Below are 24,427 nucleotides of genomic sequence, written 5' to 3'. Positions count from 1 at the left end.
ATTGAATTTCCCATTTTACATAGCCAAGCGTTATATTTTTAGCAGAAGTAAAAACAATGCTATAAATATTATCAATTATATTGCCAGCATGGGGATTATTGTTGGTACGATGGCTTTGTTTGTGGTGTTATCCGTTTTTAGCGGATTAAAAGTATTTAGTCTTTCGTTTACAAATGAAATCGACCCTGATTTAAAAATGACCAGTACCTATGGAAAATCATTTTTGATTACACCCGATCAGGAAAAACAGATTAAAGAAATTAATGGGGTCGTTTCGTATACAAAAATTATTGAGGAACGGGTTTTGTTTCTGTTTAAAGACAAACAACAAGTTACTTACATAAAAGGAGTTGACAGCAATTATGTTGCTGTAAACGATATCAGAAAAAAACTTTTTAACGGACAATGGCTAAAACCGGACACTTATCAGGTAGTCGTTGGTTATGGAATTGCAAGAGATTTTTCGATGGGCATATTAGATTTCGAAAATCCCTTGCAAATATTCGCGCCTAAACCGGGAAAAGGAGCTTTTGAAAATCCCGAAGAAGCGTTTAATAAAACAGATGTTTTACCGGTCGGGATTTATTCCATTAGCGAAGATTTAGATTCAAAATATGTGTTTGCCGACTTAGGTTTAGCACAGGAATTATTGCTGTACAAACCGAATCAGATTTCGGGAATTGAATTTAGTATAAAGGAAAATGCCGATGAAAAAGCAATTAACCTTCAATTAGAATCTATTTTCAAAAATAAAATTACTGTAAAAAACAGAGCGCAACTTAACGAGTCTCTGTATAAAATGCTCAATACCGAAAATATAGCGGTTTATCTTATTTTTACCCTCGTGATTATTGTGGCTCTTTTTAATTTGATCGGGGCTTTGATTATGATGATTTTAGATAAAAAAGGAAATCTTAAAACCCTTTTTAATCTGGGTACGGAAATCAATCATCTGAGAAAAATATTTTTACTTCAGGGAACATTACTAAGTGTTTTTGGTGGCGTTATTGGCCTTGTGCTGGGTATTATCCTGGTCGTACTGCAACAGCAATATGAGTTAATTATGATTACACCAACTTTGGCGTATCCGGTCGTTTTTACTTTAGAAAACGTACTGATCGTAATGGGAACCATTATTTCTCTTGGTTTTGTAGCTTCTTTAATTGCCAGTAGCCGGGTAAGTAAAAGACTATTAGATTAGTGTTTTCTTAGTAAGAAAATAATACCTATATTTATCGTCTTAAAAATTCAAGTTTATGATTGTTTCTGCCTAGTCCTATTTTTATTTTTTTAGAATAATTAGGATACTTACGTTTTTTTTCTTCAGTTCAGGTCTTTGCATCTGGGCTCATTTTTACATTTATCTTAATATATCATGACAGAAACAACCATAAAGAAGAGTTTATTTTCTAAAATTTTCACCACATTAAAATTAGCAATCAAAGGAGACGAGTCTTTTGATTATACCGAAGGAAGTATCAAAAAAGCAGTCATATTACTAGCCATACCGATGGTTTTAGAAATGATGATGGAATCGGTATTTGCGCTTGTCGATTTGTACTTCGTTGGCCATTTGGAACACAGTAGTTTTGCCATTCAAACCGTTGGTTTAACAGAATCTGTAATAACAATTGTATACTCGATTGCAATAGGAATTAGTATGGCAGCAACAGCTGTTGTAGCGAGGCGTATTGGAGAGAAAGATCCGATTGCAGCTGCGAAAGCCGGAATGCAGGCTATAATTATCGCCTTTGTAATCAACAGTGTAATGAGTATTTTAGGTTTTATTTATGCCAAAGATATTCTGATATTCATGGGAGCCTCAGTTGATGCGGCTGAACATGGCTATCGATTTACACAAATTATGATCGGCGGAAGTTTATGTATTATGCTTTTGTTTTTGATTAACGGAATTTTTCGTGGTGCCGGAAATGCGGCTATTGCCATGAAAAGTCTTTGGCTGGCCAATATTTGCAATATCATTTTATGTCCAATTTTGATTAACGGCTTTGGCCCAATTCCCGCTTTTGGACTTACTGGTGCCGCGATAGCAACTACCTTAGGAAGAAGTATCGGGGTTTTTTACCAATTGTATCATTTGTTTTTTGGGAAAGGGGTACTGAGAATTTATGCCGCTTATTTTATTCCTGACTTTACACAAATAAAAGCATTGGTAAAAATTGCTGCTCCGGGTGTTTTACAATTTGTAATTGCCTCTTGCAGTTGGATTTTTCTGGCGCAATTGGTAGCAACAACAGGAGGTGATCACGGCTCTGCGGGCTATCAGACCGCTCTTAGAATCATGATGTTTTTTATACTTCCGGCCTGGGGACTGAGTAATGCAGCGGCCACTTTGGTTGGACAAAATTTAGGAGCCAAGCGAATTGATCGCGCCGAGAAATCGGTTATGACAACAGCGAAGTACAATGTCATTTTTATGGCAACAATTATGGTAGTTACATTAGTTTTGGGAAAATATATTATTTCTTTTTTCACCAATGACGAAAGTGTAAAAACCATCGCAGTCGAGGCTTTACAAATTATGAGCATTGGTTTTGTATTCTACGGAATCGGAATGGTTTTAATAAATACATTCAACGGAGCAGGAGATACGTGGACACCAACGGGAATTAATTTCTTTGGATTTTGGTTGTTCCAGATACCATTGGCTTTTTTACTGGCGAAGCATTATCAGATGGGACCAACAGGTGTTTTCATCGCAATTCCGGTTGCTGAAACCGCTATAACATTGGCAGGTATTTTCTTTTACAAACGTGGAAAGTGGAAACGTGTTCAGGTGTAAGTTTTATTTTTGTACAATATTTCTTAATCAGTCTCGTTAGAATTGATTAATAAACCAAAAAAATAAACTAGCATGAAAACCAGCACTAGAATTTTAGGAATCCTTAGTACAGCATTGTTATTTACCCTTTTTGCTTTTAAGCCAGCTGCAGAAAAAAGAGTAATTGTTATTGACGCAGGTCATGGCGGTCATGATTTTGGTGTAGCGATGTATGGTTTTCAGGAAAAGATCATTTCAGAAACGATTGCTAAAAAAGTAAAAGAACTCAATAAAGATGCAAATCTCGAAATCATATTACTTCGTGATGGGGATCATTTTATGGAATTTAGCGAAAGAGTTTCCATAATCAATAACATCAAACCTGAATTGGTCATTTCATTGCATATCAATTCTTCGAAAAGTTTTGAAACCAACGGAGTTGACGCTTATATCACATCAAGAGAAGAGTTTCACGGAAAGTCGAAAGAAAAAGCAGAGAAGATCCTTACGGAAGTTTCGGGTGAAAATCTTTTGAAAAGAAGAATAAACGAAGCTCCTTTTTATATCTTGAAAAATGCTAATTGTCCTGCTGTACTGTTAGAGATGGGATTTTTATCAAACGAAAAAGACAGAGCTTACATCACCAGTGAAAATGGACAAAATGAGATGGCTGCTAAAATTTTACAGTCCATACAATAAATAGATTGCATAAAAAAAGACCTTCATTTGAAGGTCTTTTTACTTTTAAACAAATTCGTATCCGGCATAAACGTCTTTAATTTCATCCATAATAGCGAATAAAATTTCAGGTTCATCGGTTGTAACCAATTTTTGTTTGTATTCTTTAAAAGAGTGAATTCCTTTGAAATAATTAGTATAATGACGACGCATTTCTACAATTCCCAAACGCTGGCCTTTCCAGTCCATAGACCATTGCAGGTGGTTTCTGGCGGCTTCAACGCGATCTCCGACCGTTGGAGCAGCTAAGTGTTCACCGGTATTAAAATAATGCTTGATTTCGTTGAAAATCCATGGATAACCAATGGCAGCTCGACCGATCATGATACCGTCAATGCCGTATTCGTTTTTATATTTTAATGCTTTTTCGGGGCTGTCGATATCGCCGTTTCCAAAAATGGGCATTGTAATTCTTGGGTTGTTTTTTACACGTGCAATATGCGACCAGTCGGCATGACCTTTATACATTTGGGCACGGGTTCTGGCGTGAATGGTTAGAGCTTGAACGCCAATATCCTGAAGCCTTTCGGCGACTTCATCGATATTGATAGAGTTGTCATCCCAACCTAAACGTGTTTTTACAGTTACCGGTAAATCAGTACTGCGAATAACAGCTTTGGTCAAACGCACCATCAAGTCAACATCTTTTAAAACTCCCGCACCGGCACCTTTACAAACTACTTTTTTTACAGGACATCCAAAATTGATATCTACTAAATCGGGTTTTACGGCAGAAACAATTTTAGACGAAAGGGCCATTGCTTCTTCATCACCGCCAAAAATCTGAATACCAACCGGACGTTCGTAATCAAAAATATCCAACTTCATTCTACTTTTAATAGCATCACGAATCAATCCTTCCGACGAAATAAACTCAGAGTACATTAAGTCAGCGCCATGCGTTTTGCATAATCTGCGAAACGGCGGATCGCTCACGTCTTCCATCGGTGCTAGTAATAAAGGAAATTCGGGTAATTCTATGTTGCCAATCTTGACCATCTTCAATATTTTGTGCAAAATTACAACTTTTAGTTTAATTGATTGCTATTTAGAGGGGCAAAGGGAGAAAGGGGGTAAAGCTGTAGGTTGGTTTCACCATATAAGTGATATAAGTTCAGTGAAGTAGAAGGGAGTTGCAAAGCTGTGGGTTGGTTTCACCATATAAGTGATGTAAGTTCATTGCAGTAGAAGGGAGTTGCAAAGCTGTAGGTTGGTTTCACCATATAAGTGATGTAAGTTCATTGCAGTAGAAGGGAGTTGCAAAGGTTCAGAGTTGCAAAGCTACAAACGTTACCTTCACCATCTAAGTGATACAAGTTAAGCGAGGCAAAACACCCAGTTTATATGAACTTACATCACTTATATGGTTTAAAAAAAACTAAACAGTTGTCTTCCTAAAATCAAAAAAGCGAATAGGTTTTCTGCTCATTGGGTTAAAAACCAGTGGGTTTAAAACTTCTTTTGACGCAAATTCAATTTTTGGTGTAACCCTTAATTTGGCTCTGAAATGGTCTTTTATTTCCTGTAAAAACTCAGGAGTCTGATTTTTTACGGCTATTTTTATAAGGATTTCATCTGTTCCCAAATCATTGGTAGAGATCTCAATAAGGTGATTTTCTATATTGTCGAAATCGCTTAGCACATCATTCATTGCCGGCGGATAAAGGGTTGTTCCTTTATATTTAATCATTTGTTTTTTACGACCAATTACCGGACCTACTCGAAAAGTGTTTCTTCCGCAAGCACAAGGTTCATCATGAAGCTGTACAATATCCCCGGTTTTAAAGCGCAGCAATGGCATGGCTTCAATGCCCAAAGTAGTAAAGGTCAATTCGCCTGCTTCGCCATTTTTTACGGGATTGTTATTTTCGTCTAAAACTTCCGTAATGATTAGTTCCGGATGGTGATGCCCTCCGATTCCATGCTCGCACTCTGTAAAAGCGGTACTCATTTCTGTAGAAGCATAAGTCGAAAACAACTGAATATTCCACTGATCTGTTATTTTTTTGGATAACGTATTCATCGAAAAATCCTGATTTCTCAGCGATTCTCCAATGCAAATAGCGCCTTTTATGCTGGAGTTGTTATAATCTATTCCGTGAATTTCGGCATATTCAATCAATTTCAATAAAAAAGAAGGAACCGTTATTAAGTAAGAAGGCTTGTATTTTAAAATAGAATCCCATTGTAATTCCGGGATTCCTGCGCCTACCCGAATGACACCCACTTTTAGTTTTCGCAGTCCTAAAAAGTAGGCTAAACCAGCCATAAATTTACGGTCAATTGTCGTCATAAGTTGCACAACATCTCCTTCTGCGATTCCGGCACAGGCAAACGAAATGGCTTCGTTATAAGCCAATCGGTCCAAGTCCGAATCGGTTAAACCAAAAGTTACAGGATCACCTAAAGTCCCTGAAGTTGAGGCGTAATCGATAATTTTATGTTGTGGGACACATAAAAAATCATCATTGTATTGCTGTAAATCTTCTTTTGTAGTTACGGGTAAATGTTGTAAATCTTCAAGCGTTTTTACTTTTGAAAGGTCAATATTCTGTCCTGAAAAAAGTCTTTTGTAAAAGGGAGAATGTTGACTGACATAGGCTAAAAGGTCGGCTAATTTTTGCTCTTGAAAAATTTTAATTTGTTCTAAAGAATCCTTTTCTATTGATGGAATCATGTTCATTTTCTTTTGAGTTTTTTTAAATATTTTTCAATTGCCAGTTTTTGAGGAACTGTTGTGACTTCTTTGGTCAATGCTTTCTCAAAGTTTTCCTGCGCAAGTCTAAAGTATTTCTTTTGGTAAAAATACAACCCTGCTTTATAATACACAACCCAATAATCAGGGTTTAATGATTGATATTGTTGAATAAAATCAAAAGGAATTTTTGTTTTATTTTTTAGGTATACATCTATTTTATGATCTTCAGTTTTGAACTTTTTATAGTTTTTGAAGGCTGTTGTTTGTAAAAAAGGATCTTTGGCGATGTTCCGGTTTTCTTCTTCAAACGAAAGAAGAGGATTTGTTTTCCGTTCTTTAAAAACAGAATCTAAATTGTAACAGACAAACTCGCCTAATTGATAGGGATTTGCTGAAATCCAAACCGTTTTTTCTTTCGGTTTGAAAATAATTCCGTGATGCGCCATCAACTGATTTAGTGCTTTTTCATTGCCATAACCCAAGGTACTATTTTGTAAACCTTCTTTGTTTCTGAGAATTTCGGAAGCAATTTGAGGGTTAATTTTTGTGTTTTGACTAAGGAGCTCCTGCATTCTTTCAAAACGATATTCCGAGTGACTGTTGGCAATTTGAAATTTATTACGTTCGTCATTTTTAAAAGCGTCACTCTGAAAATGATTGGAACAAATTAATTGATCGCTGTTGGGAACATCGTACACATCCATCTTTTTCGGTGAGACTTCAATCAGAATAGCTTTGTTATCGTGTGCACTTCCAACCATGATGGATTCTGAAACAAATACGTTTCTCTTTTTGACAATTGCAATGGCTTCCTCTATGTTTTGTGCGTGTTGTAAAATCTCTCTGGTTAGAATAGAAATTGGTGTTTTGGCACTCAAAGGAATTTTCGATTTTCCGGCATTTATGGTTACGGTCAGTCCTTCTTTATTCATTCCCGAAACGGCACCAATCATTCCGGGCCAGGTTACCATCATAAAAGGATATCCTTCTTTTGGATTAATAAAGGCAACTATTTTATTTTCTGCGAAAGCCTCATTGACATAAAAATCAAAATTGCGTCCCAGAATCAGATTTCCGTCTTCCGATTTTTCATTCCAGGCCGCAAAAGAAGAACAACCGACCAAGGCCAAATCTTGTAGGGCATGGCCAATATCATGTGCTCCATGCAGGTACAAATTGCGTTGATATTGTGGCGCCAGATTGTCAAAAGTATGCGATGTATATTGTGAAATTCCATAGATTTCGGCCTGATATTCGTTCGGAACATTGAGATATAATTTTCGATTGTACCATTTTAGAAAATTACGAAGCAAGTTTTGCTGGAATTTAGAGGGAACAATATCTTCAATTCGGGAGAAAAAAATCTGCTCCTGTTTTTTTAAAAGGGAATCTGTTAAAGCACCGGTACTAAGACCGATTTCAAGTGGATCTCCTTCCACATACAATTCCCAAAGACCTTGTTTATTTTTTAAAAACGAATTTCTTCCGGATACAAAAGCACTGTCCGATTGTTTTGTCACTACCGGTTTTGTTGCATTATAACGGACAACATCAGGTAAATGATGTTTTGATTTTGAGATACCACAAGAAGTTAGCAGCATCGAAATACCGATAAAGAAAAGAAGTATTCTTCTGCTTTTCATAATGCTTACTTATTCAGATTCTTGATTTATTTTGTCAACCAGATATTCTTTGCCTACAATTTCCGAGCAGGTTACTACAGCTCCGATTGTTACCCCCAGTACACCGTGCATGTTGATGCTTTGACCTGTGAGATAAAGATTGTCTAATTTTGTTTTGGAGGCAATCAGGGTTTTCATCGGACTATTTGAATCTTTGACGTAACCGTACATATTGCCTTTATCACCGCCAATATAGTCGCGATAAGAAAGAGGCGTAGAAGTATGAACGGATTGGATACAGTCTTTGATTCCTGTAAATTTCTTTTCGATTTGATCTAAAAAAGCAGCAGCCTTTCGGGTTTTAAATTCTTCATAACTTTCGCCGCGATCCTTTTTGTCCACGATCGTATTATGGGTATCTACCCATGGCGAAACATCATCATATTTCATGTAAGTAATAAAAGTCATCCCGTCTGCCCATTCTTCTTCTTTTGCTGAGGCATTCATGGATGCCATATAGGCTTTTGGCCATGAATTTTCATCATACTCATGAGCGGTCCAGACTTCCTGGCTGTTCTTAAAATGATAATAATTATGGTTGATGTATTTGAAACTTTTTGGTTTGAAAACAATATAAAGACTAAAGGCAGAAATTACACCTTCCAGACTTTGAATCCTGCTGTAGAATGATTTTCTGAAATTTTCTTCCCCGACCATTTTCAAGGTAGTTTTCGGTTCAATGTTCGAAATAAAATAGGTACCCGAAACTTCCGTTCCGTCCTTCATTTTTACCGATGTGACCTTATTGTTTTCAACAGGAAAATGAATTACTTCCTTGTGTTTGTAAAACTCTCCACCGTGTTTTTTTAACTGTTTCAGCAGTTGCTTTGTAATCTGACTTCCACCATTAATACAGCGCCAGGAACTTTGGATATAGGAGTTTACCGAGAGCGCGTGCACATAAAAAGGAGATTTGTCTGCAATTCCGGCGTACAGAAAATTAGAACCACTCAAAACGGCTCTTAGCTTTTCGTTTTGTGTAAATTCTTCTATGGTTGCCTTCGCATTTAGTTCTAAAATGGCATTGTCATATTTGCCTCCCCATTCCAGATTATAAAGTGGGAAAGAATCGCAGATTGTTCTTAGTTTATCGCAATAATTTTCAATGTTGGTTTTCTCTTCGGGAAAATAAGGTTCTAATTGTTTTACAAAATTATCATACCCCTGAGCATGTGGATATTCGTTTTGATCGTCTTCAAATGAGATCATATCAAAACCATTTTCGTCCATTTTTTTTAATTTCAAATGGTCAATTATCCCTAGATATTTAAAATATTTGTGCAGATTTTGCCCTTCACTCAAACCTCCGATATAATGAATTCCGGTATCAAAAATGGTTTTATCGCGCACAAAAGTCTGCAGATTTCCGCCATATTGATTGTTTTTTTCCAGGACACAAACGCTATAGCCTTCTTTCGCCAGGATTATAGACGAAACTAAACCGCCTAAACCGCTTCCTACAATTACGACGTCGTAATGCTCTTTCATCCTAGTTTTTCTTTAATATAATTATGGAGTCTTTGTCTAAAACCGAATTAAAGCCAAAGTTAGTCAAAGTGTCTTTTAAATCGGAAGCATCAATTAAAATAACGACAGAAGTTGTAGCAACAATTTTCTCAAGGTCATTTTTATAGTTTTCGTCAGAAATTAAAACAGCATCGTATTGATCTTGTAAAGTCAGATCGAAATGGTCCAGATAAGTAATTTTTCTTTTTGAAACGATGTAATTGGTTTTTGCAACGGCCAATTTTTCTTCGTCTTTATTATATGCATCTATTTTTCGTTGTGGCTCTTGTAGCGTCAACAAAACATCCAATTGCCCATAATCTTTTGATAAATGCAATATTTTAGCGTTCGTCGAAAGATGTTGGTTCAGATTGTGATACGTTCCTAAGTTGACTTTCAGATCGTTTTTCACACTGTTTACGATTTCAATTTCTTTGTAATCGTAACTGTGCAAAAGCATTTTTTTAAAATATTTCGGGCCTTCTAATTCTTGACGGATTTTAGCAAATTCGTCTTTAAAATAAGCACTGATTTGTTTTGTTCTTTCGGTGTAATTTTTGCCAAACAAAAGATTATCAGGTGTAATTCTTTCCAGAATCGAAACGGTAAGTGTGGTGTCGTGAATTACAAAATCGCCTTTCGGAATGGCTTCTGAAGCACCATGAATCAAAACAGGAAGAATGTCTAAATTAAATGCTTCGGCAAGATAAAAAGCACCTTTGTGAAAACGTTTAATCTGATTGCTTTCTGAGCGTGTTCCTTCCGGGAAAATCATTAACGAATAGCCTTCGTTTACTTTTTGACGCAAATGTTCAACACCGCCTTCGAGTCCTTCAGATACCGGATAGAAGCCTGCTTTTCGAACGGTCGCACCAAAGATTGGCGAATTGTAAACCCAGTCATTTACTAAAAATATAATTTTTGGACTGAGCATTCCCACCAATAAAATATCAAGAAAAGAAGAATGATTGGCGATAATAATAGCCGGTTTTTCAAAATTTTCATTAAAGTTGTTAATGACTTTTTTATGAATATAAGGATTGGTATACAACACCGATTTCATAAATTTTGAAATCGCATATCGAAAGCCTTTCATTTTTGTTTTTTCGTTTAACGGAATAATCGGCATCACAATTAAACTGAAAAGAGACATTAAAAGACCACCAAGTCCGTAGTAGGCAAAAGACAAAACACCGTGAACAAAACTGCGCAATTCAAAAGGAGCATTTCCTTTTTTAGGACGATTCGATAAAAACAGTTTGAACAGTATCGGATAAAAAATAAAGGTGATAATGAGTGCGGCAAAAACCCCAATTAGGGAGATAGACGAAATAGATCTAAGCGCAGGATGATGTGCAAAAATCATCGCGCCAATTCCTAAGATAGTCGTGATTACTGCCAGAATAATGGAAGTTCTGTAGATGGCAATTTCGTTTTTTCCGGTTGTATATTCTTTTTGAAGTGCACTGGTCATGAAAATACTAAAATCGACTCCATGGCCAAAAATCAGGGTACAGACAATCATACTGAAAATATTCAGCTGAATGCCAAAAATCCCCATAATTCCCGCGGTAACAATTCCCGTTAAAACAATCGGAATACAGCTTACGATTACCAATTCGATTCTTCTGAAAAAGAAGAATAAAATCAGAATTACAGCCACAAAAGAATAATTTACAAGGGAATTAAAATCAGTCTTTAAAGTGCTAAAGAATGTTTCATTCATCTGTTGACGGTCAATTGCAATCAGGTCTTTTTGAGTTTCCGCTGCTTTTATAAAAGGATCACGTTGTTCGGGAGTCACTTTTACTAAGGTCGAAATGGTATAAAAGCCTTTCTTTTCTGTTACAAATTCATGCAATTGTAACGCCTGAATTTTTAGATAATCAGCTGGTGTAATGGGTTTGAAATTGTAATCTAAATGCTCAAAAAATGTCGCATAAGTTGTGGGTTTGAAACCTAATTTGGAACCTTCGGCAACTAATTCGGATTGCAGAAGTTGTTTTTTATGGATATCCCAAAACGAATTCCATTGATCTATTTTTTGTTTTTGAGCAGATTCTGAAAGCATAATACCGCCGACAGAACTGAAATTTAGTATTTTCTGTTGCTGTTTTTCTTTAGCCAAATGAGCAAAAAGACGGCTGTTGTTTTGCAGCACTTCCTCCATACTTTTCCCGTACGAAGCAACATAAATGGTTTTTGAAGTCAGACTAGTGCTTTCTTCGAGGTCTTTCTCGGCCGCTTTTATTTCTTTTGGAACGAAATTTAATTGCGATAAGTCATTGTTGAAACCAACATCATTATAAGTAAAGCAGCAAACAATCGTAATGAGAACACAAAATCCGATTAAGAATTTATTATTGTGAAAGGAGAAATGAGCGAGTTTATCGATCACGTTTTTCTTATGCTCAGGAGTATGCTCTTTTGGTTTGTACAAGTGCGGAACAATTAAAAGCGAGAAAAAAGCAGAAGACATTACAATCACGGCTGCAAAAATTCCCAAATCATTCAAAGCATCAGATTTTACAAAAAGCAAACATAAGAAGGCCACAGCAGTTGTTGAACTGCTCATAATAACAGGCATTGTAATGTCTTTGTATAACGTTTTTACATCGCTGTTGTGTTTGTAATGGGTGAGGATATGAATGGAATAATCAATTGTGATTCCCAATAAAATAGAACCAATTCCTAGGGAGATGGCCGAAATCTGGTCTTTTATAAAATACAGAAAAGCCACAGCAAAGAGACCTCCAAAAACCGTTGGTAGAAAGATAATTAAAGGGATCAGGATTTTTCGGTAAAACAAAATCAGAATCAACATCAAAGTGATCATCGCGATAGATGTTGTTAGTATAATATCGCTTTTAATCTGATTGGCATTGGCAACCGCAATTAAAGCCGAACCAAAATAACTGATCGAAGTTTTGGTTTTGAATTTCTGATTTAGATGGTCCTGAATCGATTGAAGCTTGGCGGCAAAAAGAGTATTCTTTTCGGTTTCGCTCGATGGAAGATTAGAGGTGATAAAAAGCAATAATTTCTTTTTGTCTTTGGTCATAACAAAACCATTATTGAGGGTGAAATCATCCCCAACATTTAGTTGTTGTAATTTTTTTAAAGCAATAAAAGAAATTCCCAACGGATCCTGTAAAATAAAATCTTTGGTCACAAATCCTGAAGGCGAAATAATTGCTTTGTAATTGCCTTGAACGGTCGCTGCAATACTGTCTTTTTGGAGCTTGTTTCCGATGGCGGCATAATCTTTAGTATCCAGAAAAAGTGGCAGATTATGGTAAACAAAATCGATAGTTTCCTGAATGTTTTCTTCGTCAACTTTTCCTTGAATTCCGGTGATATAGGGTTTACAGGATACAGCAACACTGTCGGAAAAAGCAGTGGCCATTTGGGTTAAATCTTCTTCGGTTCCGTTTTTTTCGAGTTTGAAAATAACGGTAATTTTATCTGCAAAATTAAGCTGTTTAAGCACTTTTGCCGTAACATCTGATTTGTCGTTTGTTGGAATAATTTTGGTAATATCTTCTTCAAATTTAATTTGAGAAGCAAAAAATCCAAACACAAAAAGCATCGCAACAGCCAGTACAACCGATAGGGTTTTTCTTCGGTTTACAAATAAGTGAATGGCGTAGAAATAGTGATGCATAATTATTTTTTTATTATTTTTTTTGCCACAGATTAAACGGATTAAACGGATTTTTTTTGCCGTGAATTACGCGAATTGACACCAATTAATTCGTTTAATTTGTGAAATTCGTGGCGAATGATCACAGATTTGAAATCCTTTTAATCTTCTTAATCTGTGGCGAACCTTTATTTGCTATTTATTTTTTTTAGAGCTAAAAGCAGTCAAAAGTAAATAACTGATAAGACCAACTGAAAGCGCTAAAACGGATGCTAAAATAAGACTTCCGACGATATATTGTGTTGCATTTTTTTGAATATCATCAAACGTCACGGAACTGTCTAAAACCAAAGGCGTGTCTGTGGACACAAAATAGCTGCCCATTTTTAATGATCCATAAATTACAAATGGAATAAAAGGAGGGAAACTCACATTGGATGACAAATAAGCAATGACTTTGTTGAGTTTAAAAAGAGTAGCAAAAAACAAAAGCAATACGGTTTGAAATCCCCAAAAAGGCGAAATTCCGATAAAAATTCCCAGTGCAATTGCAGCTGCTTTTTTGAAATTAGAATCACTGCTTTCTAAAATGTCTTCAAGAAAGAATCTTTTAAAACCTTTTTTTTTTGCTTTTCGAACGAAGTCCCGCGGCTTAATGTACAAAAGGGCATTGAGAACTAAAACGGTATTTAAAATACTGATTCGGGTGAAATCTTTGAAAGGACGAAAGTGTGAAACCCGTTCCGTTGGGTCATACAAAACTTGAATTGGGATATTTTTTACCAAAATACCTTTCCAGGCAGAGCGAACAATAACTTCAATTTCAAATTCAAATTTATTGGTATAGTATTTTTTCGGGATGAGACGTAAAGGATACAGTCGGAAACCCGATTGTGTATCGTCGAGTTTAATTCCGGTTTCGAACCAAAACCAAAAGTTGGAAAACTTATTACCAAAACTACTTTTTTTAGGCACATTTTCCTGTGTCATATTTCGGCTTCCGATCAATAAAGAATCGGGTTGCTTTTGAATTTCGGCAAGAAAATTTGGAATATCGGTAGCAAAATGCTGACCATCAGAATCAATTGTAATGGCATACTCAAAATTCAGTTCAATTGCTTTTTTGAAACCATTTCTCAAAGCCATCCCTTTTCCTGAATTTTTGGCGTGGTGAATTTGAGTTAATTGCGAATAGTCTTTTAATATAGTGCTGGTTTCATCAGTAGAACCGTCATTGATGATGATGATATTGGGAGTGAAATCCAAAACAGAATCTAAGACTTTTCTTAAAGTTTTGTGGTTGTTGTACGTGGGAACAAGCACACAAAAATGCGTCGAATTAATCAGGTCCTGCTGTGGTAAAGTAGGTTTCATGTGGGAGATTTTTCTTTGTTTACTTTACGAATTGTTTCTCTTTATCGGAGAAACTCTTAGATTGTAAAACAAAATCTTTTAGGTATTCTTTTAAAGCTGTATTTTGCTCGCTGTAATGGGTGGTAATATACTTTTTGTCTTCCTTAATGTTTTTTTTGTAACCCGTAATTCCCGGTACATTTTCCTGAATACTCAACCGAATCATCCGGATTTCAATATTGTTTGGTTCGCTTACAATGGTTGATTCCAGCAATTTTGCCCCTTCCTTGAAGCGATTCATTTTTTCTTTCAGTTTTTTTTCAAATTTTGAATCCAATAAGATCGCAGCAGCTTTGTAAGCTACTAAGATTTTGTCGTCATTGTTTGAAACACCGGAGAGCTTTTCTACAAAACTTTTAGCATTAGCTTCTGATTTATTAACGTCAGGATATGCTTTGCGAATGGAAGCCAAATCCGGATTACCGACAAAACTGAACCATAAAAGTAAGGAGAGTAAAAGTTTCATAATTATATTTTTTTATAAGTGTTGCTTAATTTTAAAGCAACAGTATCATTAAAATACGTAGTGTTTTTTACTTTAACCAACTGCTCTTCTGTAGTGGCAATATCCAATTCTAAACGTAATTCAGGAGTCGCTTCTGGATTGATAAGCGCCATGAATTTTACATTAGAAAGGGTTTGAATCATCAAAGAACTTGCAGTAATTGATTCTGTAAGTTCTTTGATAATCTGAATCATGCAGACACCTGGCATAATTGGGTTTCCCGGAAAATGACCTTTGAAAATTTCGTGTTTTTCATTGACCAAAATCGTGATATTGTATTTCGAATCGGATATTTTTTCCTCCGAAAGAATCTTGTAAAAATCTTTTAAAACCATAGTATCTATTTTCCGAATATATAAGAAACACCAAACTGAAAACTGTTATTTACATTGTATTCCCCTAACCAGTAATAATTATTGGAGTTGTTGGAATAATAACTGCTGTCCAATACGTCAAGAAAACCTTTTTTAAAACGGGCTTCAATTGTCAGACCTGAAGGGAAGCGATAAGCAACTCCGGAAATAAAAGCGATATCATTTCTATTTTTTGTGATCGCTAAATTATCCTCTACCAACACATCTAATGAGGGACCGAATTGGATTTGAATACCAGGTCCAAAAGTAAACTTATTAAGTAAACTTAACGACAGATAATCGAGTTTTAAATCCAGGCGTTCCTCTTTTTCTATTGAAGTACCTGCCTCAAAATAATCTCGGGCAACGTCATTAGAACCCTGTCTGGTATACGTGATTTCCGGTTGAAGTGCATAACGTTTGGTTAAATTAATTTCACCAAAACCACCAACATAAAAATCAGGTTTGTAATCACCATGCATTTCAGAAATGGAAGAAAGACTCAATCCTCCCCTTAAGCCGGGTTTAAAACTAACCTGAGCTTGTGTTTGTAGTATTGTAAAAAAAACAAACAGGAGGAAAACTATTTTTTTTTGACTCATCATTTTTTATTTTTTTCCAAAGGTATAAGTGGCACCCAATTGAAATACTAAATTGGTTGCATCTGAATAATTGTAGCTATAATAGTTGGTAAAAGAATTGGTAAGCCCTTTTTTGATTCTTCCTTCAAAGGAAATTCCATTTTTTAAACTGTATCCAAGACCACCTACAATTCCTAAGTCAACATCCTCTCCTTTTTTAAAATCTCTTTCTCTGCTTTTAGGATTAACTTTAACATCATCGCCAACAAGAATATCAAAGTACGGACCTACTAACAAATAGAAATCGTTTGTTAAATTGAATTTATTAATGGTAACGGCAGAAAGATATTGCAAAGAAATATCGACACTACCTTCGTTATAAACCGTAGTGTATGTATTTGTTGACGGGTTATAAATGCTGGTATATCCCATCGGAACGTTACTTCCTTTAGCTCCTTGTCTGGAGTAGGTCAATTCCGGTTGTAAAGTGTACACTTTAGAAAGTTTTAAAGCTCCAAATGCTCCAATATAGAAATCAGTTTTGTTTCCAAAATCCGAATCTGTGAATTTTGAAATGTTTAGTCCGGCATGAACTCCGGGTCTGAACGTTACTTGTGCTTGCAGGTTTAGGGCTGTAAAAAAGAGGGCTATTGCAATTATTAGATTTCTGTTGTTCATTTGGTTTTTTATTTATTTTCTATTTGTGTTTTATTTGTTTTTATTTCATTTTGAAGGTGTAGCTCACACCAATCTGGAAAACCTGATTTAAGATGGCATCGTCATAACGGTTATTATTATTGTTGTTATTATATTGATATTCGTTATAACCATAAATGTCAATAAGACCCTGTTTAATTCTGGCTTCAAACGTTAATCCGTTTGGTAACGAATAACCAAATCCCCCAATAATCGAAAGATCAAAGTCAATCGGGTCAAACTCATTTTGTTTGAAATTATCACTTGTTTTGAAATCAGCAGAAGGACCGCCTAAGATATGAAAACCACTTCCGTTAAAATGATATTTGGCAACAGCGCCAACCGAAAGATAATTTAATTCATAGTCTTTTTTATAACTTCTAATATATGGATTTTGAGGATCATAAGAAATTCCTTCAGAGCCTTGTCTGGAGTAGGTTAATTCGGGTTGAAGGGTAAAATATTTATTAAATTTTATAGCGACTAATGCACCTACATAAAAATCAGTTTTAAAGCTGGCATCTTCAATATTGCTTAATGTTGAAAAATTTGTACCTGCGCGAAGCCCCGGGCTTACTTTTACTTGTGCTTGCGATGTTATAGTCGTGATAAATAATACTAAGGCGATGATTACCGTTTTTCTCATTTGTTTGAAATAGTGTTTGTTTTGATTTATTATTCTGATTTAAAGTAATTTAATTCAATTTTTAATTTAATATTCTGATGAATTATCTGAATTTTTTCAGCAAAAATATTGTTTTCTGAACTAAATGTCAGGGTTATTTTTTCTTTTGTTTTAGAGGCATGGACCACTTTCTCTAATTTTTGGTCTTTTTTAGAGAGAAACAAATAATTAAATCGTTTTCCATCTGCAGATTTGTAAATATTATCTGATTCGTTTTCAAATTGCTCCTGAATCTGGTATTCTTTTTTGAGCAGTAATCTGAAATCTTCTTTTAAAGTATTGATCAGGATTTTGCGATCTAATTCAGATACAATAGCATTGACTTTAAAAGTGGTTTCAGAAATTTCAAAATCCAATAATTTATTGCCAAATTCTGTTGTAAAAACAACGCGATGTGTAGTGTCATTTATTTTTTTGGCAATAAAAATTCCGCTCAGTTCATTTCCGTAAACCGTGATATTGGTTTTGTAAACGTAGTCTGTTTTTGAGTCTGAAAAATACGTTGCCTGGTAAGACGTTTTGTCTAATTTTTTTGGACTATACTTTTTTGAGACCGAGCTACAAGAAAGTATAGCAACCGCCAAAAAGCAATTAATTAGTAAAAATGGAATCGTCGATTTTTGCATTGATTACTTTATTTTTAAGTACAATTCGGGTATAGTCTTCAGAGGATTCCAGTAGTTTAACCTGAACAACTGTCGCTTCTTCTTTGTCGAAAGTAAGTTCGATTTGTTTGATGTATTTTTTCAAAGTAGCATCTTTCGGAATAAATTTGGCGATGTTTTGTCCTTTCGATTTGAAATAAGAAATGGAGAACTCTTTGTCATCAAACATATTTCCGCTCACGCTTCCGATAATTAATTTATTGATACGGCCAAAAATCTTGCTGTTTCCAATATCAACGGCACTTTTCTTTCCTTCGTCGTTGATCAGGATTTTCCCGTTTTTAAAAACAATACTGTAGTTGTAGGGTTTTTTGTATTGCCATTGCAATAAACCAGGTTCTTTAAAGTTCATTTTTCCCGAAGTTTCAATGTCCTTCGATAAAAAATCTAGGTGTTTGTATTGAATAAAATCCGTAGTTAAGCTTTTGATTTTTTTGGAGACCACATTTACGTCCTGCTTAAAAGAAGCAATTTCGGAGTCCGTCATTTTTTGTTCCTGAGCAAACGCGGTGTTGCCAATATTTAACAGTAAAAGGAAAAGATATAGTTTAGCTTTCATATGCTTTAAGATTCAAAAGTTCTTCCGTTGAAATTACGGTATATTTATTTTGTTGCAGAAATTGCAAAAACTGTTCCAATACCAAAACAGAGTGGGGAGCAGTATCGTGCAAAAGTACGATTCCGCCGGGAGAAACACGTTTTATAATTCGATTGTAAATTAATTCCCGGTTTTTGGTACCACCATCGAGCGAACGAATGTTCCAGCCAATTACCTTGTGTCCGGTTACTTGGAGTGCTCTTCGTATAGATGGAGTGGTTACGCCATAGGGAGGTCTGAAAAAGTTTATTTTTTTTGAAGTGAATTTTTCGAGTAACGCATCTGTTCTCTGAATTTCTGCTGCAATTTTTTTTGCATTATAAAAATCAAAAAAGGGAGAATGACTATAGGAATGATTGGCTATCAGATGACCTTCGGCTATGATTTGTTGCAGGATTTCAGGATGCGTTTCTATGTTTTTTCCAATGCAGAAGAATGTTGCTTTTGCATTGTATTTTTTCAAAAGAGCCAAAATTTCTACGGTATAAGAACTTGGGCCATCGTCAAAAGTCAAAGCAATTTTTTTTGCTGTTTCGAGCGGATTATTGCAGTACGCTTTTACATGATAATTGGAAGAAATTCGGGAGGACTGAATGGCATTAATTCCCAACCAAATTAAAATAATCACTGGAAACCACCAGAAACTAATTGCCGTATAAAGATTCAGAAGAACCAGTAAAAGCAAGAGAAAGAGAAAGAAAAACGAGATGTTTTTGTGCGTTATCATTTGGATAGTAACGTAAAACTATGGTTTTTTCCGCTTAATTGATTGTATAATAAAATCGTATTGTAAACTGATTTTTCGACTGAATTTACTTTTATAATTTCAGGAACTTCCTGTAGTTGCAAAACTTTTGATGCCATCCATAAACCAAAGGCAGCAGCGGTATCGTATTCGCCACACAGATGTTTGTAATACAACTGAGGCGTATTTGAAAAGGCATTTTCAGCCAGTATTTTATAATAAGAATCAAATTGCATATCCCCGTTAAAACCTAAAACGACTGCATCGACATCTGAAATTTCCAGATGGTTAGCCTTTAAGAAAGCCGTTATTTCAGCCTCAATTTCATTTTCAGCGATCGTGTTTTTAATTTCAACGTCGAGAATTTCAGCATAAGTATTGGCTTTTTTTTCATTTTCCAAAACGAAAAAACAAGCACCTTCACCATGAACAGCTCCAGTTGTTGTTGGCGTTAGAAGATTGAAAGGTTCATTGCTTTCTTGTTTAACACGCCCTGCCAGTTTGAAAAGAGACATGGTATAATCGCCATTTTCATCGACACCACCTGTTAAAATAGAATTTGCTTCATTTTCTTCCAACTGCATTTTGGCATCTAAAAGAGCAGATTCAAAAGAAACAGCTCCATTTACATAGGTAAAATTATAGCCTTTGCATTGGATTGTCAGGGCAATTTGAGCGCCAACCGTATTGTGAGTAGATTGAATAAAAGAAGTTGGGGTTAAAAATTCTTCGTTATTATCAAGGATGTTTTTTAAGAATTTTTCTGAATCCTCAATACAACCCAATCCTGTTCCGGTGATAATAGCATCGACATTTTCAACATGTGCATCCTTCATGGCAAGCGCCGAAGCTACAATTCCGTTTTTTACTCCTTTTGCCATTCTTCTGGCGGCAGCGGGAGAAATAAAGTCTTTGTAAACCGGGGAAACAACGTTAAGAACAGTGTCATTTTGATTGTACACTGCCTCTTCTAAAAAAACAGTATCAAATGTTTTTTGAGTCGAAATACAACTTACTCCGTTTATATAAGTTCTCTTTTTCATTTGTTTTTTGAAAATATAAGAGTGGAACAATTTCCTCCAAAACCAAAAGAATTAGAGAGAACGTGTTCTATATTTTTATTTTTTAAAGTTGTGTGCGGTTTCAAATCAAACTCTTCCATTGGAGTTTCAAAATTCAAGTTCGGATAAACAACACCATTTTGAATAGCCAAAACACTGTAAACCGCTTCAATAGCCGCTGCGGCTGCCAAAGTGTGTCCCGTGAATGGTTTTGTTGAACTAAAATCGGGCACGTTTTCGTTTTCGTAAATTCGAAGTAAAGCCCTTCCTTCCGACAAATCATTGTTTGGAGTTGCCGTTCCGTGTACATTGATATAATCTATTTCGGAAGGTTTTAAACCTGAAACCTCAAAAGCTTTTTTCATTGCCAAATAGGCACCATCTCCATTTTCTGAAGAAGCGGTTTGATGAAAGGCATCATTGGCATTGCCGTAACCGGAAACTCTGGCTAAGACTTTTTTATTTTGTTTGGCAACAATTTCGTCCGATTCTAAAACCAAATAGGCGGCGGCTTCTCCCAAGTTCAGACCTTTACGATTGTTGTCAAAAGGTTTGTTGTAATCGTCAGATAAAATCATCAGGGTTTTAAAACCGTTGATGGTGAATTTTGCCAAAGCATCAGATCCGCCAACAATAACACGATCCAGTTTACCGCTTTTAATCAATCGGGCACCCAACATAATCGAGTTTGCAGCCGAGGAGCAGGCGGTGCTTATTGTGGTTACCATTCCTTTTAAGCCTAATTCTTCTGCGATTTTATCCGCTACATCGCCACCATCATGACAGCTAATGTATTTGACCAGTTCGGGTTTTTCGAAGTAATCGTAATAATATTTCTCCGTCATGTCCATTCCGCCAACGCTGGTGGCTGAAATAAGGCCTGTTCTAAATTCGTTGATGGATGTAATTCCGGCATTTTCAACAGCTTGTTTGGCAGCAAAAGCACCAATCATAGCGGTTCTTGAAAAGTTATTATCAGCAGGAAGATTTAGTTCATCAATCAATTCCGAGTTGGTTTTCTTGATTTCTCCTACCTTATTTGTGTCGGCATGAACCGTCTTAATATACTCAACACGAGTAATGGCACATTTTTCACTTAATAATGAATTGAAATTTTCCTCAACTGAATTTCCAATCGAAGAGATAATTCCCATTCCTGTTATTGCAACACCTTTCATCTAATTTTAGATTTATGATTTTAGATTTTAGATTGAAACTATGAAAAAAGCATTCAGATGATCTCTGAAGATTCTTTCAAGTTGTTTGATCTGCTGTCTAAAATTATTTTGTTCTGTTTGCCTGAATGTAGGCAGCCATTGTTTCGATCGATTGAAAAATAGTTTTTCCTTCTTTTGGATCAACCAATTTAATACCGTAGTCCTTGTCTAAAATCACGATTAATTCAAGCGCATCAATCGAGTCTAATCCTAAACCGTCTCCAAATAAAGTATCGTTATCAGCAATATCTTCCACTGCGATATCTTCAAGGTTTAAGGTAGTAATGATTTTGTTTTTTAATTCTGCTTTTAATGCTTCCATGATTATTTATTGTATAATGTATTGATCGTTTCGTTTGTATATTTTGTGTTTTCCTGCGTGCCTATGGTACAAAGAAATGCTTTGTAAGTCTCATTAAAGTATTCAACCCAGCCACAAAGTACCAAATCGGCTTTGTTTGACTGTAGAAGAATGTTCGCATAATTCGACATAAAATCAGGATTAAAGGCATCAAATATAAAGAAAGAATTTTCACTTTTCAGCTGATGACGGATACTTATTTCGCCCAGACAGATATTTGGTAGTGTATAAACGAAAACCGCGGGACTCGGAAAGTAGTTTTCCTGGTCTGAAATCGATTCCTGATATTTTACATCGGTGTCTAAACTCGAGGATTTATTGGCCAAAACCAAGGCAATATTGTTTTCTGTCTCCGGTGAAGTTATTGGACTTAAAAGCAATTCAGCTCCCAAAAAAGCCAATTTGCTCAAAGCATCCATTTTGAAAAACTTAGGGTATTGCATATCAGAATTGCGATAAGCCTGTTTAGAGAAATCACCAAAAGAGGTCGGCTCTGTTTTGAAAACAGTAGTGCCGTTGAGAACAATTTCGTTGTTTTCGATGGTGCAATAATCGTGTATGTAGGTTTTGGTTTGAGTCATTTTTTGTTTTTGCAGTCTTATTCGTTGTATTTCCTAATTTATTACTACAATCTTAATATACATTAGAAATACGCGCTGGGTTTAATTTTTTGTATCTTAGCCAAGGTATGAAATTCTACGAAAAATATCCGCAACTAAAAGATAAAAGCTTCTTGTCAAGAAAGCTTACAAGTATTGTGTTTTCTACAATGGCTTTAGAAAACCAGCAAATTCCAAAGACTAAGATTGTAAAAATTGTAGCTATCATTTTAAAAGAAAAAGAATTAAAAGGAGATCAGTTCTTCGCGGATTAATTCATTTAATAGTTTAATTTTTTTGTCCATTTTAACTCACTTTTTCAAAAATTACAGCTGTATTACAACCTCCAAAACCCGAAGCGGTTTTTAGAAAGTAATCAATGTTGGCTTTTTCATTTTTTGCAATGATATTGATGGATTCGCTTACACCCAATTCATCATACCCTTTCGATTCAAAGAGCATGTTTTGATTGGCAGATTCAATAGCAATTACCGTTTCTAATAATCCCGACGCACCCAGCGTATGCCCGTAAAAACCTTTTAAACTATTTACAGGAACATTCTGCAGACCTAAACGGTTCAATGCAATGGCTTCCATCTCATCGTTAAACGGAGTTGCGGTTCCATGTGCTGAAATATAATCTAATTTTTCAGGATCTATTTGTGCTTCTTTTATCGCATTTTGGATACTTCTAAACAAACCTTCCCCGGTTCTTGATGGTCCGGAAATGTGATTGGCATCGTTTATTGAACTGTCTCCAAGAACTTTTATTTTAGCATTTTTATTTTGCGTCGAAAGTAAAACAGCTGCAGTAGCTTCCCCTAAACTTACTCCGGTTCTATTTTTAGAATACGGTTTGCAAGGCGCATCACTCATGGCCTGAAAAGCATTAAAACCGGACAAAACAAATTCAGAAACTTCGTCGCCCGCTACGATAAAAATAGTATCGTAAAGCTCTGATTGAATTAATCTTTTGGCAACGGAAACAGCTAAAATTCCAGAAACACAGGCGTTTGAAACCACGATGGGTTGTGTTTTAAATCCGTAGAAATCAGCAACATTTTGGGCTAAAACATCTAAATGTGCGTTTTGAAAGCTGGTTTCAGAATCCTCTTTTAATGCGGTAACATTTCCTTTTGTGGTAGAAAGGATAAAAGCTGTTTTTGAATTTAGTTCAACGCCTGAATTTTTGATGATGGGTTCTAAAGCCAAAATCATCATTTTTTCTAAGCGGGAATATTTTTTGTCAGCACTAATTTTTTCAAAAGCGCTGTTTAGTTTTTCATTATTTATGATAGAAGCATAAAAGGGGACAGGCATCAAAGAAGAATCTTCGTGCTGTTGAATACCCGTTTTACCATTCACCAGCGCATCAATGTTCGATTCGACATCAAATCCTAATGGGGTGATACAATTGGTTGCAGTGATGTATACTTCTTTTATCATGGTGTATTTTTATTCCTGCAAGGTTTTTAAAACCGTGTAGGTATGCGTTTAAATTCCTAAAACCTACAAGATCAGAAAAAGACCTTGCAGGACCGGGATGTATTATTTTATCAATCTCGCTTTCCTTTTCTTCATAAAAAGGCGTTTCCTTTTTTTAAATTGACATAACGCTATGTGTCAAATTGTGATATGTTATGTATTCTTCTTAGCGCATTTTAAATCCTATATTTCTATGTGTTGAATTTTTAGCACGCAGATTAAGCAGATTTATAGCGTTACGTTTTATGACTTTTTACAGTTACTTTTAGGTTTTATAGGATGTATTCTTTTATCAATCTCGCTTTCCTTTTCTTCATAAAAAGGCGTTTCCTTTTTTTAAATTGACATAACGCTATGTGTCAAATTGTGATATGTTATGTATTCTTCTTAGCGCATTTTAAATCCTATATTTCT

Annotated in this window: 23 protein-coding genes; 4 read left to right on the top strand and 19 right to left on the bottom strand. The window is 35.5% G+C overall.

Annotated features, from left to right (window positions below; genetic code table 11):
* The first annotated feature begins 1 nt into the window (after nt 1).
* From ACHRV5_RS06785 to ACHRV5_RS06775, 3 genes are all read left to right on the top strand, one after another.
* Nucleotides 2-1,201: an ABC transporter permease gene (locus ACHRV5_RS06785; RefSeq protein ID WP_395426220.1), complete on the top strand. Its 1,200-nt coding sequence runs from the start codon at nt 2-4 to the stop codon at nt 1,199-1,201.
* Nucleotides 1,202-1,375: 174 nt separating this feature from the next.
* A complete protein-coding gene (locus ACHRV5_RS06780) occupies nt 1,376-2,803 on the top strand; it encodes an MATE family efflux transporter (protein WP_047774672.1) in 1,428 nt (475 codons plus the stop codon).
* A 72-nt stretch (nt 2,804-2,875) separates the two neighbouring features.
* Nucleotides 2,876-3,481, top strand: a complete 606-nt coding sequence (locus ACHRV5_RS06775) for an N-acetylmuramoyl-L-alanine amidase (RefSeq protein ID WP_395426219.1) — start codon at nt 2,876-2,878, stop codon at nt 3,479-3,481.
* Nucleotides 3,482-3,526: 45 nt separating this feature from the next.
* Here the strand turns inward: ACHRV5_RS06775 and dusB are convergent, their stop codons facing one another.
* From dusB to ACHRV5_RS06685, 18 genes are all read right to left on the bottom strand, one after another.
* Nucleotides 3,527-4,519 (bottom strand): tRNA dihydrouridine synthase DusB, encoded by a 993-nt coding sequence (gene dusB / locus ACHRV5_RS06770; protein WP_047774678.1) that lies wholly within the window; start codon nt 4,517-4,519, stop codon nt 3,527-3,529.
* Between the two features lie 379 nt (nt 4,520-4,898).
* The gene (locus tag ACHRV5_RS06765; RefSeq protein WP_395426218.1) at nt 4,899-6,197 is read right to left on the bottom strand and encodes a phenylacetate--CoA ligase family protein; all 1,299 of its coding nucleotides are present in this window, start codon (nt 6,195-6,197) and stop codon (nt 4,899-4,901) included.
* 2 nt (nt 6,198-6,199) lie between these two features.
* Nucleotides 6,200-7,861, bottom strand: coding sequence for a C45 family autoproteolytic acyltransferase/hydolase (locus ACHRV5_RS06760; protein ID WP_395426217.1), 1,662 nt, complete (start codon nt 7,859-7,861; stop codon nt 6,200-6,202).
* Nucleotides 7,862-7,870: 9 nt separating this feature from the next.
* Nucleotides 7,871-9,388 (bottom strand): phytoene desaturase family protein, encoded by a 1,518-nt coding sequence (locus ACHRV5_RS06755; protein WP_395426216.1) that lies wholly within the window; start codon nt 9,386-9,388, stop codon nt 7,871-7,873.
* A 1-nt stretch (nt 9,389) separates the two neighbouring features.
* Nucleotides 9,390-13,070, bottom strand: a complete 3,681-nt coding sequence (locus tag ACHRV5_RS06750; RefSeq protein WP_395426215.1) for a 1-acyl-sn-glycerol-3-phosphate acyltransferase — start codon at nt 13,068-13,070, stop codon at nt 9,390-9,392.
* Nucleotides 13,071-13,244: 174 nt separating this feature from the next.
* Nucleotides 13,245-14,423, bottom strand: coding sequence for a DUF2062 domain-containing protein (locus ACHRV5_RS06745; protein WP_395426214.1), 1,179 nt, complete (start codon nt 14,421-14,423; stop codon nt 13,245-13,247).
* A gap of 19 nt (nt 14,424-14,442) precedes the next feature.
* On the bottom strand, nt 14,443-14,928 hold the full coding sequence (locus ACHRV5_RS06740) for a hypothetical protein (RefSeq protein ID WP_395426213.1): 486 nt from the start codon (nt 14,926-14,928) through the stop codon (nt 14,443-14,445).
* 2 nt (nt 14,929-14,930) lie between these two features.
* Nucleotides 14,931-15,302 (bottom strand): 3-hydroxyacyl-ACP dehydratase, encoded by a 372-nt coding sequence (locus ACHRV5_RS06735; RefSeq protein ID WP_047774694.1) that lies wholly within the window; start codon nt 15,300-15,302, stop codon nt 14,931-14,933.
* A gap of 5 nt (nt 15,303-15,307) precedes the next feature.
* Nucleotides 15,308-15,925 carry an outer membrane beta-barrel protein gene (locus ACHRV5_RS06730; protein ID WP_395426212.1) on the bottom strand — a complete coding sequence of 206 codons (618 nt, stop codon included), beginning with the start codon at nt 15,923-15,925 and terminating at the stop codon, nt 15,308-15,310.
* A 3-nt stretch (nt 15,926-15,928) separates the two neighbouring features.
* Nucleotides 15,929-16,579 carry a porin family protein gene (locus ACHRV5_RS06725; RefSeq protein WP_230004143.1) on the bottom strand — a complete coding sequence of 217 codons (651 nt, stop codon included), beginning with the start codon at nt 16,577-16,579 and terminating at the stop codon, nt 15,929-15,931.
* A 40-nt stretch (nt 16,580-16,619) separates the two neighbouring features.
* Nucleotides 16,620-17,243: a porin family protein gene (locus ACHRV5_RS06720; protein ID WP_047774704.1), complete on the bottom strand. Its 624-nt coding sequence runs from the start codon at nt 17,241-17,243 to the stop codon at nt 16,620-16,622.
* Nucleotides 17,244-17,272: 29 nt separating this feature from the next.
* A complete protein-coding gene (locus tag ACHRV5_RS06715; protein ID WP_047774706.1) occupies nt 17,273-17,908 on the bottom strand; it encodes a hypothetical protein in 636 nt (211 codons plus the stop codon).
* Nucleotides 17,874-18,506, bottom strand: a complete 633-nt coding sequence (locus ACHRV5_RS06710) for an outer membrane lipoprotein carrier protein LolA (RefSeq protein WP_395426211.1) — start codon at nt 18,504-18,506, stop codon at nt 17,874-17,876. The genes ACHRV5_RS06715 and ACHRV5_RS06710 overlap by 35 nt, the downstream gene beginning before the upstream one ends.
* Nucleotides 18,496-19,272: a polysaccharide deacetylase family protein gene (locus ACHRV5_RS06705; RefSeq protein ID WP_395426210.1), complete on the bottom strand. Its 777-nt coding sequence runs from the start codon at nt 19,270-19,272 to the stop codon at nt 18,496-18,498. Before ACHRV5_RS06705 ends, ACHRV5_RS06710 begins: the two co-directional genes overlap by 11 nt.
* A complete protein-coding gene (locus ACHRV5_RS06700) occupies nt 19,269-20,333 on the bottom strand; it encodes a beta-ketoacyl synthase N-terminal-like domain-containing protein (protein WP_395426209.1) in 1,065 nt (354 codons plus the stop codon). Before ACHRV5_RS06700 ends, ACHRV5_RS06705 begins: the two co-directional genes overlap by 4 nt.
* On the bottom strand, nt 20,330-21,529 hold the full coding sequence (locus tag ACHRV5_RS06695; protein ID WP_230004152.1) for a beta-ketoacyl synthase: 1,200 nt from the start codon (nt 21,527-21,529) through the stop codon (nt 20,330-20,332). Before ACHRV5_RS06695 ends, ACHRV5_RS06700 begins: the two co-directional genes overlap by 4 nt.
* Nucleotides 21,530-21,632: 103 nt before the next feature.
* Nucleotides 21,633-21,890 carry a phosphopantetheine-binding protein gene (locus tag ACHRV5_RS06690; protein ID WP_047774715.1) on the bottom strand — a complete coding sequence of 86 codons (258 nt, stop codon included), beginning with the start codon at nt 21,888-21,890 and terminating at the stop codon, nt 21,633-21,635.
* Between the two features lie 2 nt (nt 21,891-21,892).
* The gene (locus ACHRV5_RS06685; RefSeq protein ID WP_395426208.1) at nt 21,893-22,510 is read right to left on the bottom strand and encodes a 3-oxoacyl-ACP synthase; all 618 of its coding nucleotides are present in this window, start codon (nt 22,508-22,510) and stop codon (nt 21,893-21,895) included.
* 107 nt (nt 22,511-22,617) lie between these two features.
* Here ACHRV5_RS06685 and ACHRV5_RS06680 point away from each other — a divergent pair, with 107 nt between their 5' ends.
* Nucleotides 22,618-22,803, top strand: coding sequence for a hypothetical protein (locus ACHRV5_RS06680; RefSeq protein WP_395426207.1), 186 nt, complete (start codon nt 22,618-22,620; stop codon nt 22,801-22,803).
* Between the two features lie 31 nt (nt 22,804-22,834).
* Here ACHRV5_RS06680 and ACHRV5_RS06675 read toward each other — a convergent pair whose 3' ends face one another.
* A complete protein-coding gene (locus ACHRV5_RS06675; RefSeq protein ID WP_395426206.1) occupies nt 22,835-23,974 on the bottom strand; it encodes a beta-ketoacyl synthase N-terminal-like domain-containing protein in 1,140 nt (379 codons plus the stop codon).
* Nucleotides 23,975-24,427: the final 453 nt, after the last annotated feature.

Origin of the sequence: Flavobacterium sp. FlaQc-52 (assembly GCF_044007495.1) — a bacterium.
GTDB lineage: Bacteria > Bacteroidota > Bacteroidia > Flavobacteriales > Flavobacteriaceae > Flavobacterium > Flavobacterium cupriresistens.
The sequence above is the reverse complement of the archived record's forward strand: the minus strand, read 5'-3'. Positions and strand labels throughout refer to the sequence as shown.

Coding starts and splice junctions, on each gene's coding strand:
- ACHRV5_RS06715 (WP_047774706.1), bottom strand. CDS start 17,908: ATGCAAAAATCGACGATTCCATTTTTACTAATTAATTGCTTTTTGGCG.
- ACHRV5_RS06675 (WP_395426206.1), bottom strand. CDS start 23,974: ATGATAAAAGAAGTATACATCACTGCAACCAATTGTATCACCCCATTA.
- ACHRV5_RS06685 (WP_395426208.1), bottom strand. CDS start 22,510: ATGACTCAAACCAAAACCTACATACACGATTATTGCACCATCGAAAAC.
- ACHRV5_RS06680 (WP_395426207.1), top strand. CDS start 22,618: ATGAAATTCTACGAAAAATATCCGCAACTAAAAGATAAAAGCTTCTTG.
- ACHRV5_RS06755 (WP_395426216.1), bottom strand. CDS start 9,388: ATGAAAGAGCATTACGACGTCGTAATTGTAGGAAGCGGTTTAGGCGGT.
- ACHRV5_RS06710 (WP_395426211.1), bottom strand. CDS start 18,506: ATGAAAGCTAAACTATATCTTTTCCTTTTACTGTTAAATATTGGCAAC.
- ACHRV5_RS06775 (WP_395426219.1), top strand. CDS start 2,876: ATGAAAACCAGCACTAGAATTTTAGGAATCCTTAGTACAGCATTGTTA.
- ACHRV5_RS06780 (WP_047774672.1), top strand. CDS start 1,376: ATGACAGAAACAACCATAAAGAAGAGTTTATTTTCTAAAATTTTCACC.
- ACHRV5_RS06760 (WP_395426217.1), bottom strand. CDS start 7,861: ATGAAAAGCAGAAGAATACTTCTTTTCTTTATCGGTATTTCGATGCTG.
- ACHRV5_RS06690 (WP_047774715.1), bottom strand. CDS start 21,890: ATGGAAGCATTAAAAGCAGAATTAAAAAACAAAATCATTACTACCTTA.
- ACHRV5_RS06745 (WP_395426214.1), bottom strand. CDS start 14,423: ATGAAACCTACTTTACCACAGCAGGACCTGATTAATTCGACGCATTTT.
- ACHRV5_RS06735 (WP_047774694.1), bottom strand. CDS start 15,302: ATGGTTTTAAAAGATTTTTACAAGATTCTTTCGGAGGAAAAAATATCC.
- ACHRV5_RS06705 (WP_395426210.1), bottom strand. CDS start 19,272: ATGATAACGCACAAAAACATCTCGTTTTTCTTTCTCTTTCTCTTGCTT.
- ACHRV5_RS06750 (WP_395426215.1), bottom strand. CDS start 13,070: ATGCATCACTATTTCTACGCCATTCACTTATTTGTAAACCGAAGAAAA.
- ACHRV5_RS06730 (WP_395426212.1), bottom strand. CDS start 15,925: ATGATGAGTCAAAAAAAAATAGTTTTCCTCCTGTTTGTTTTTTTTACA.
- ACHRV5_RS06695 (WP_230004152.1), bottom strand. CDS start 21,529: ATGAAAGGTGTTGCAATAACAGGAATGGGAATTATCTCTTCGATTGGA.
- ACHRV5_RS06700 (WP_395426209.1), bottom strand. CDS start 20,333: ATGAAAAAGAGAACTTATATAAACGGAGTAAGTTGTATTTCGACTCAA.
- ACHRV5_RS06740 (WP_395426213.1), bottom strand. CDS start 14,928: ATGAAACTTTTACTCTCCTTACTTTTATGGTTCAGTTTTGTCGGTAAT.
- ACHRV5_RS06765 (WP_395426218.1), bottom strand. CDS start 6,197: ATGATTCCATCAATAGAAAAGGATTCTTTAGAACAAATTAAAATTTTT.
- dusB (WP_047774678.1), bottom strand. CDS start 4,519: ATGGTCAAGATTGGCAACATAGAATTACCCGAATTTCCTTTATTACTA.
- ACHRV5_RS06720 (WP_047774704.1), bottom strand. CDS start 17,243: ATGAGAAAAACGGTAATCATCGCCTTAGTATTATTTATCACGACTATA.
- ACHRV5_RS06725 (WP_230004143.1), bottom strand. CDS start 16,579: ATGAACAACAGAAATCTAATAATTGCAATAGCCCTCTTTTTTACAGCC.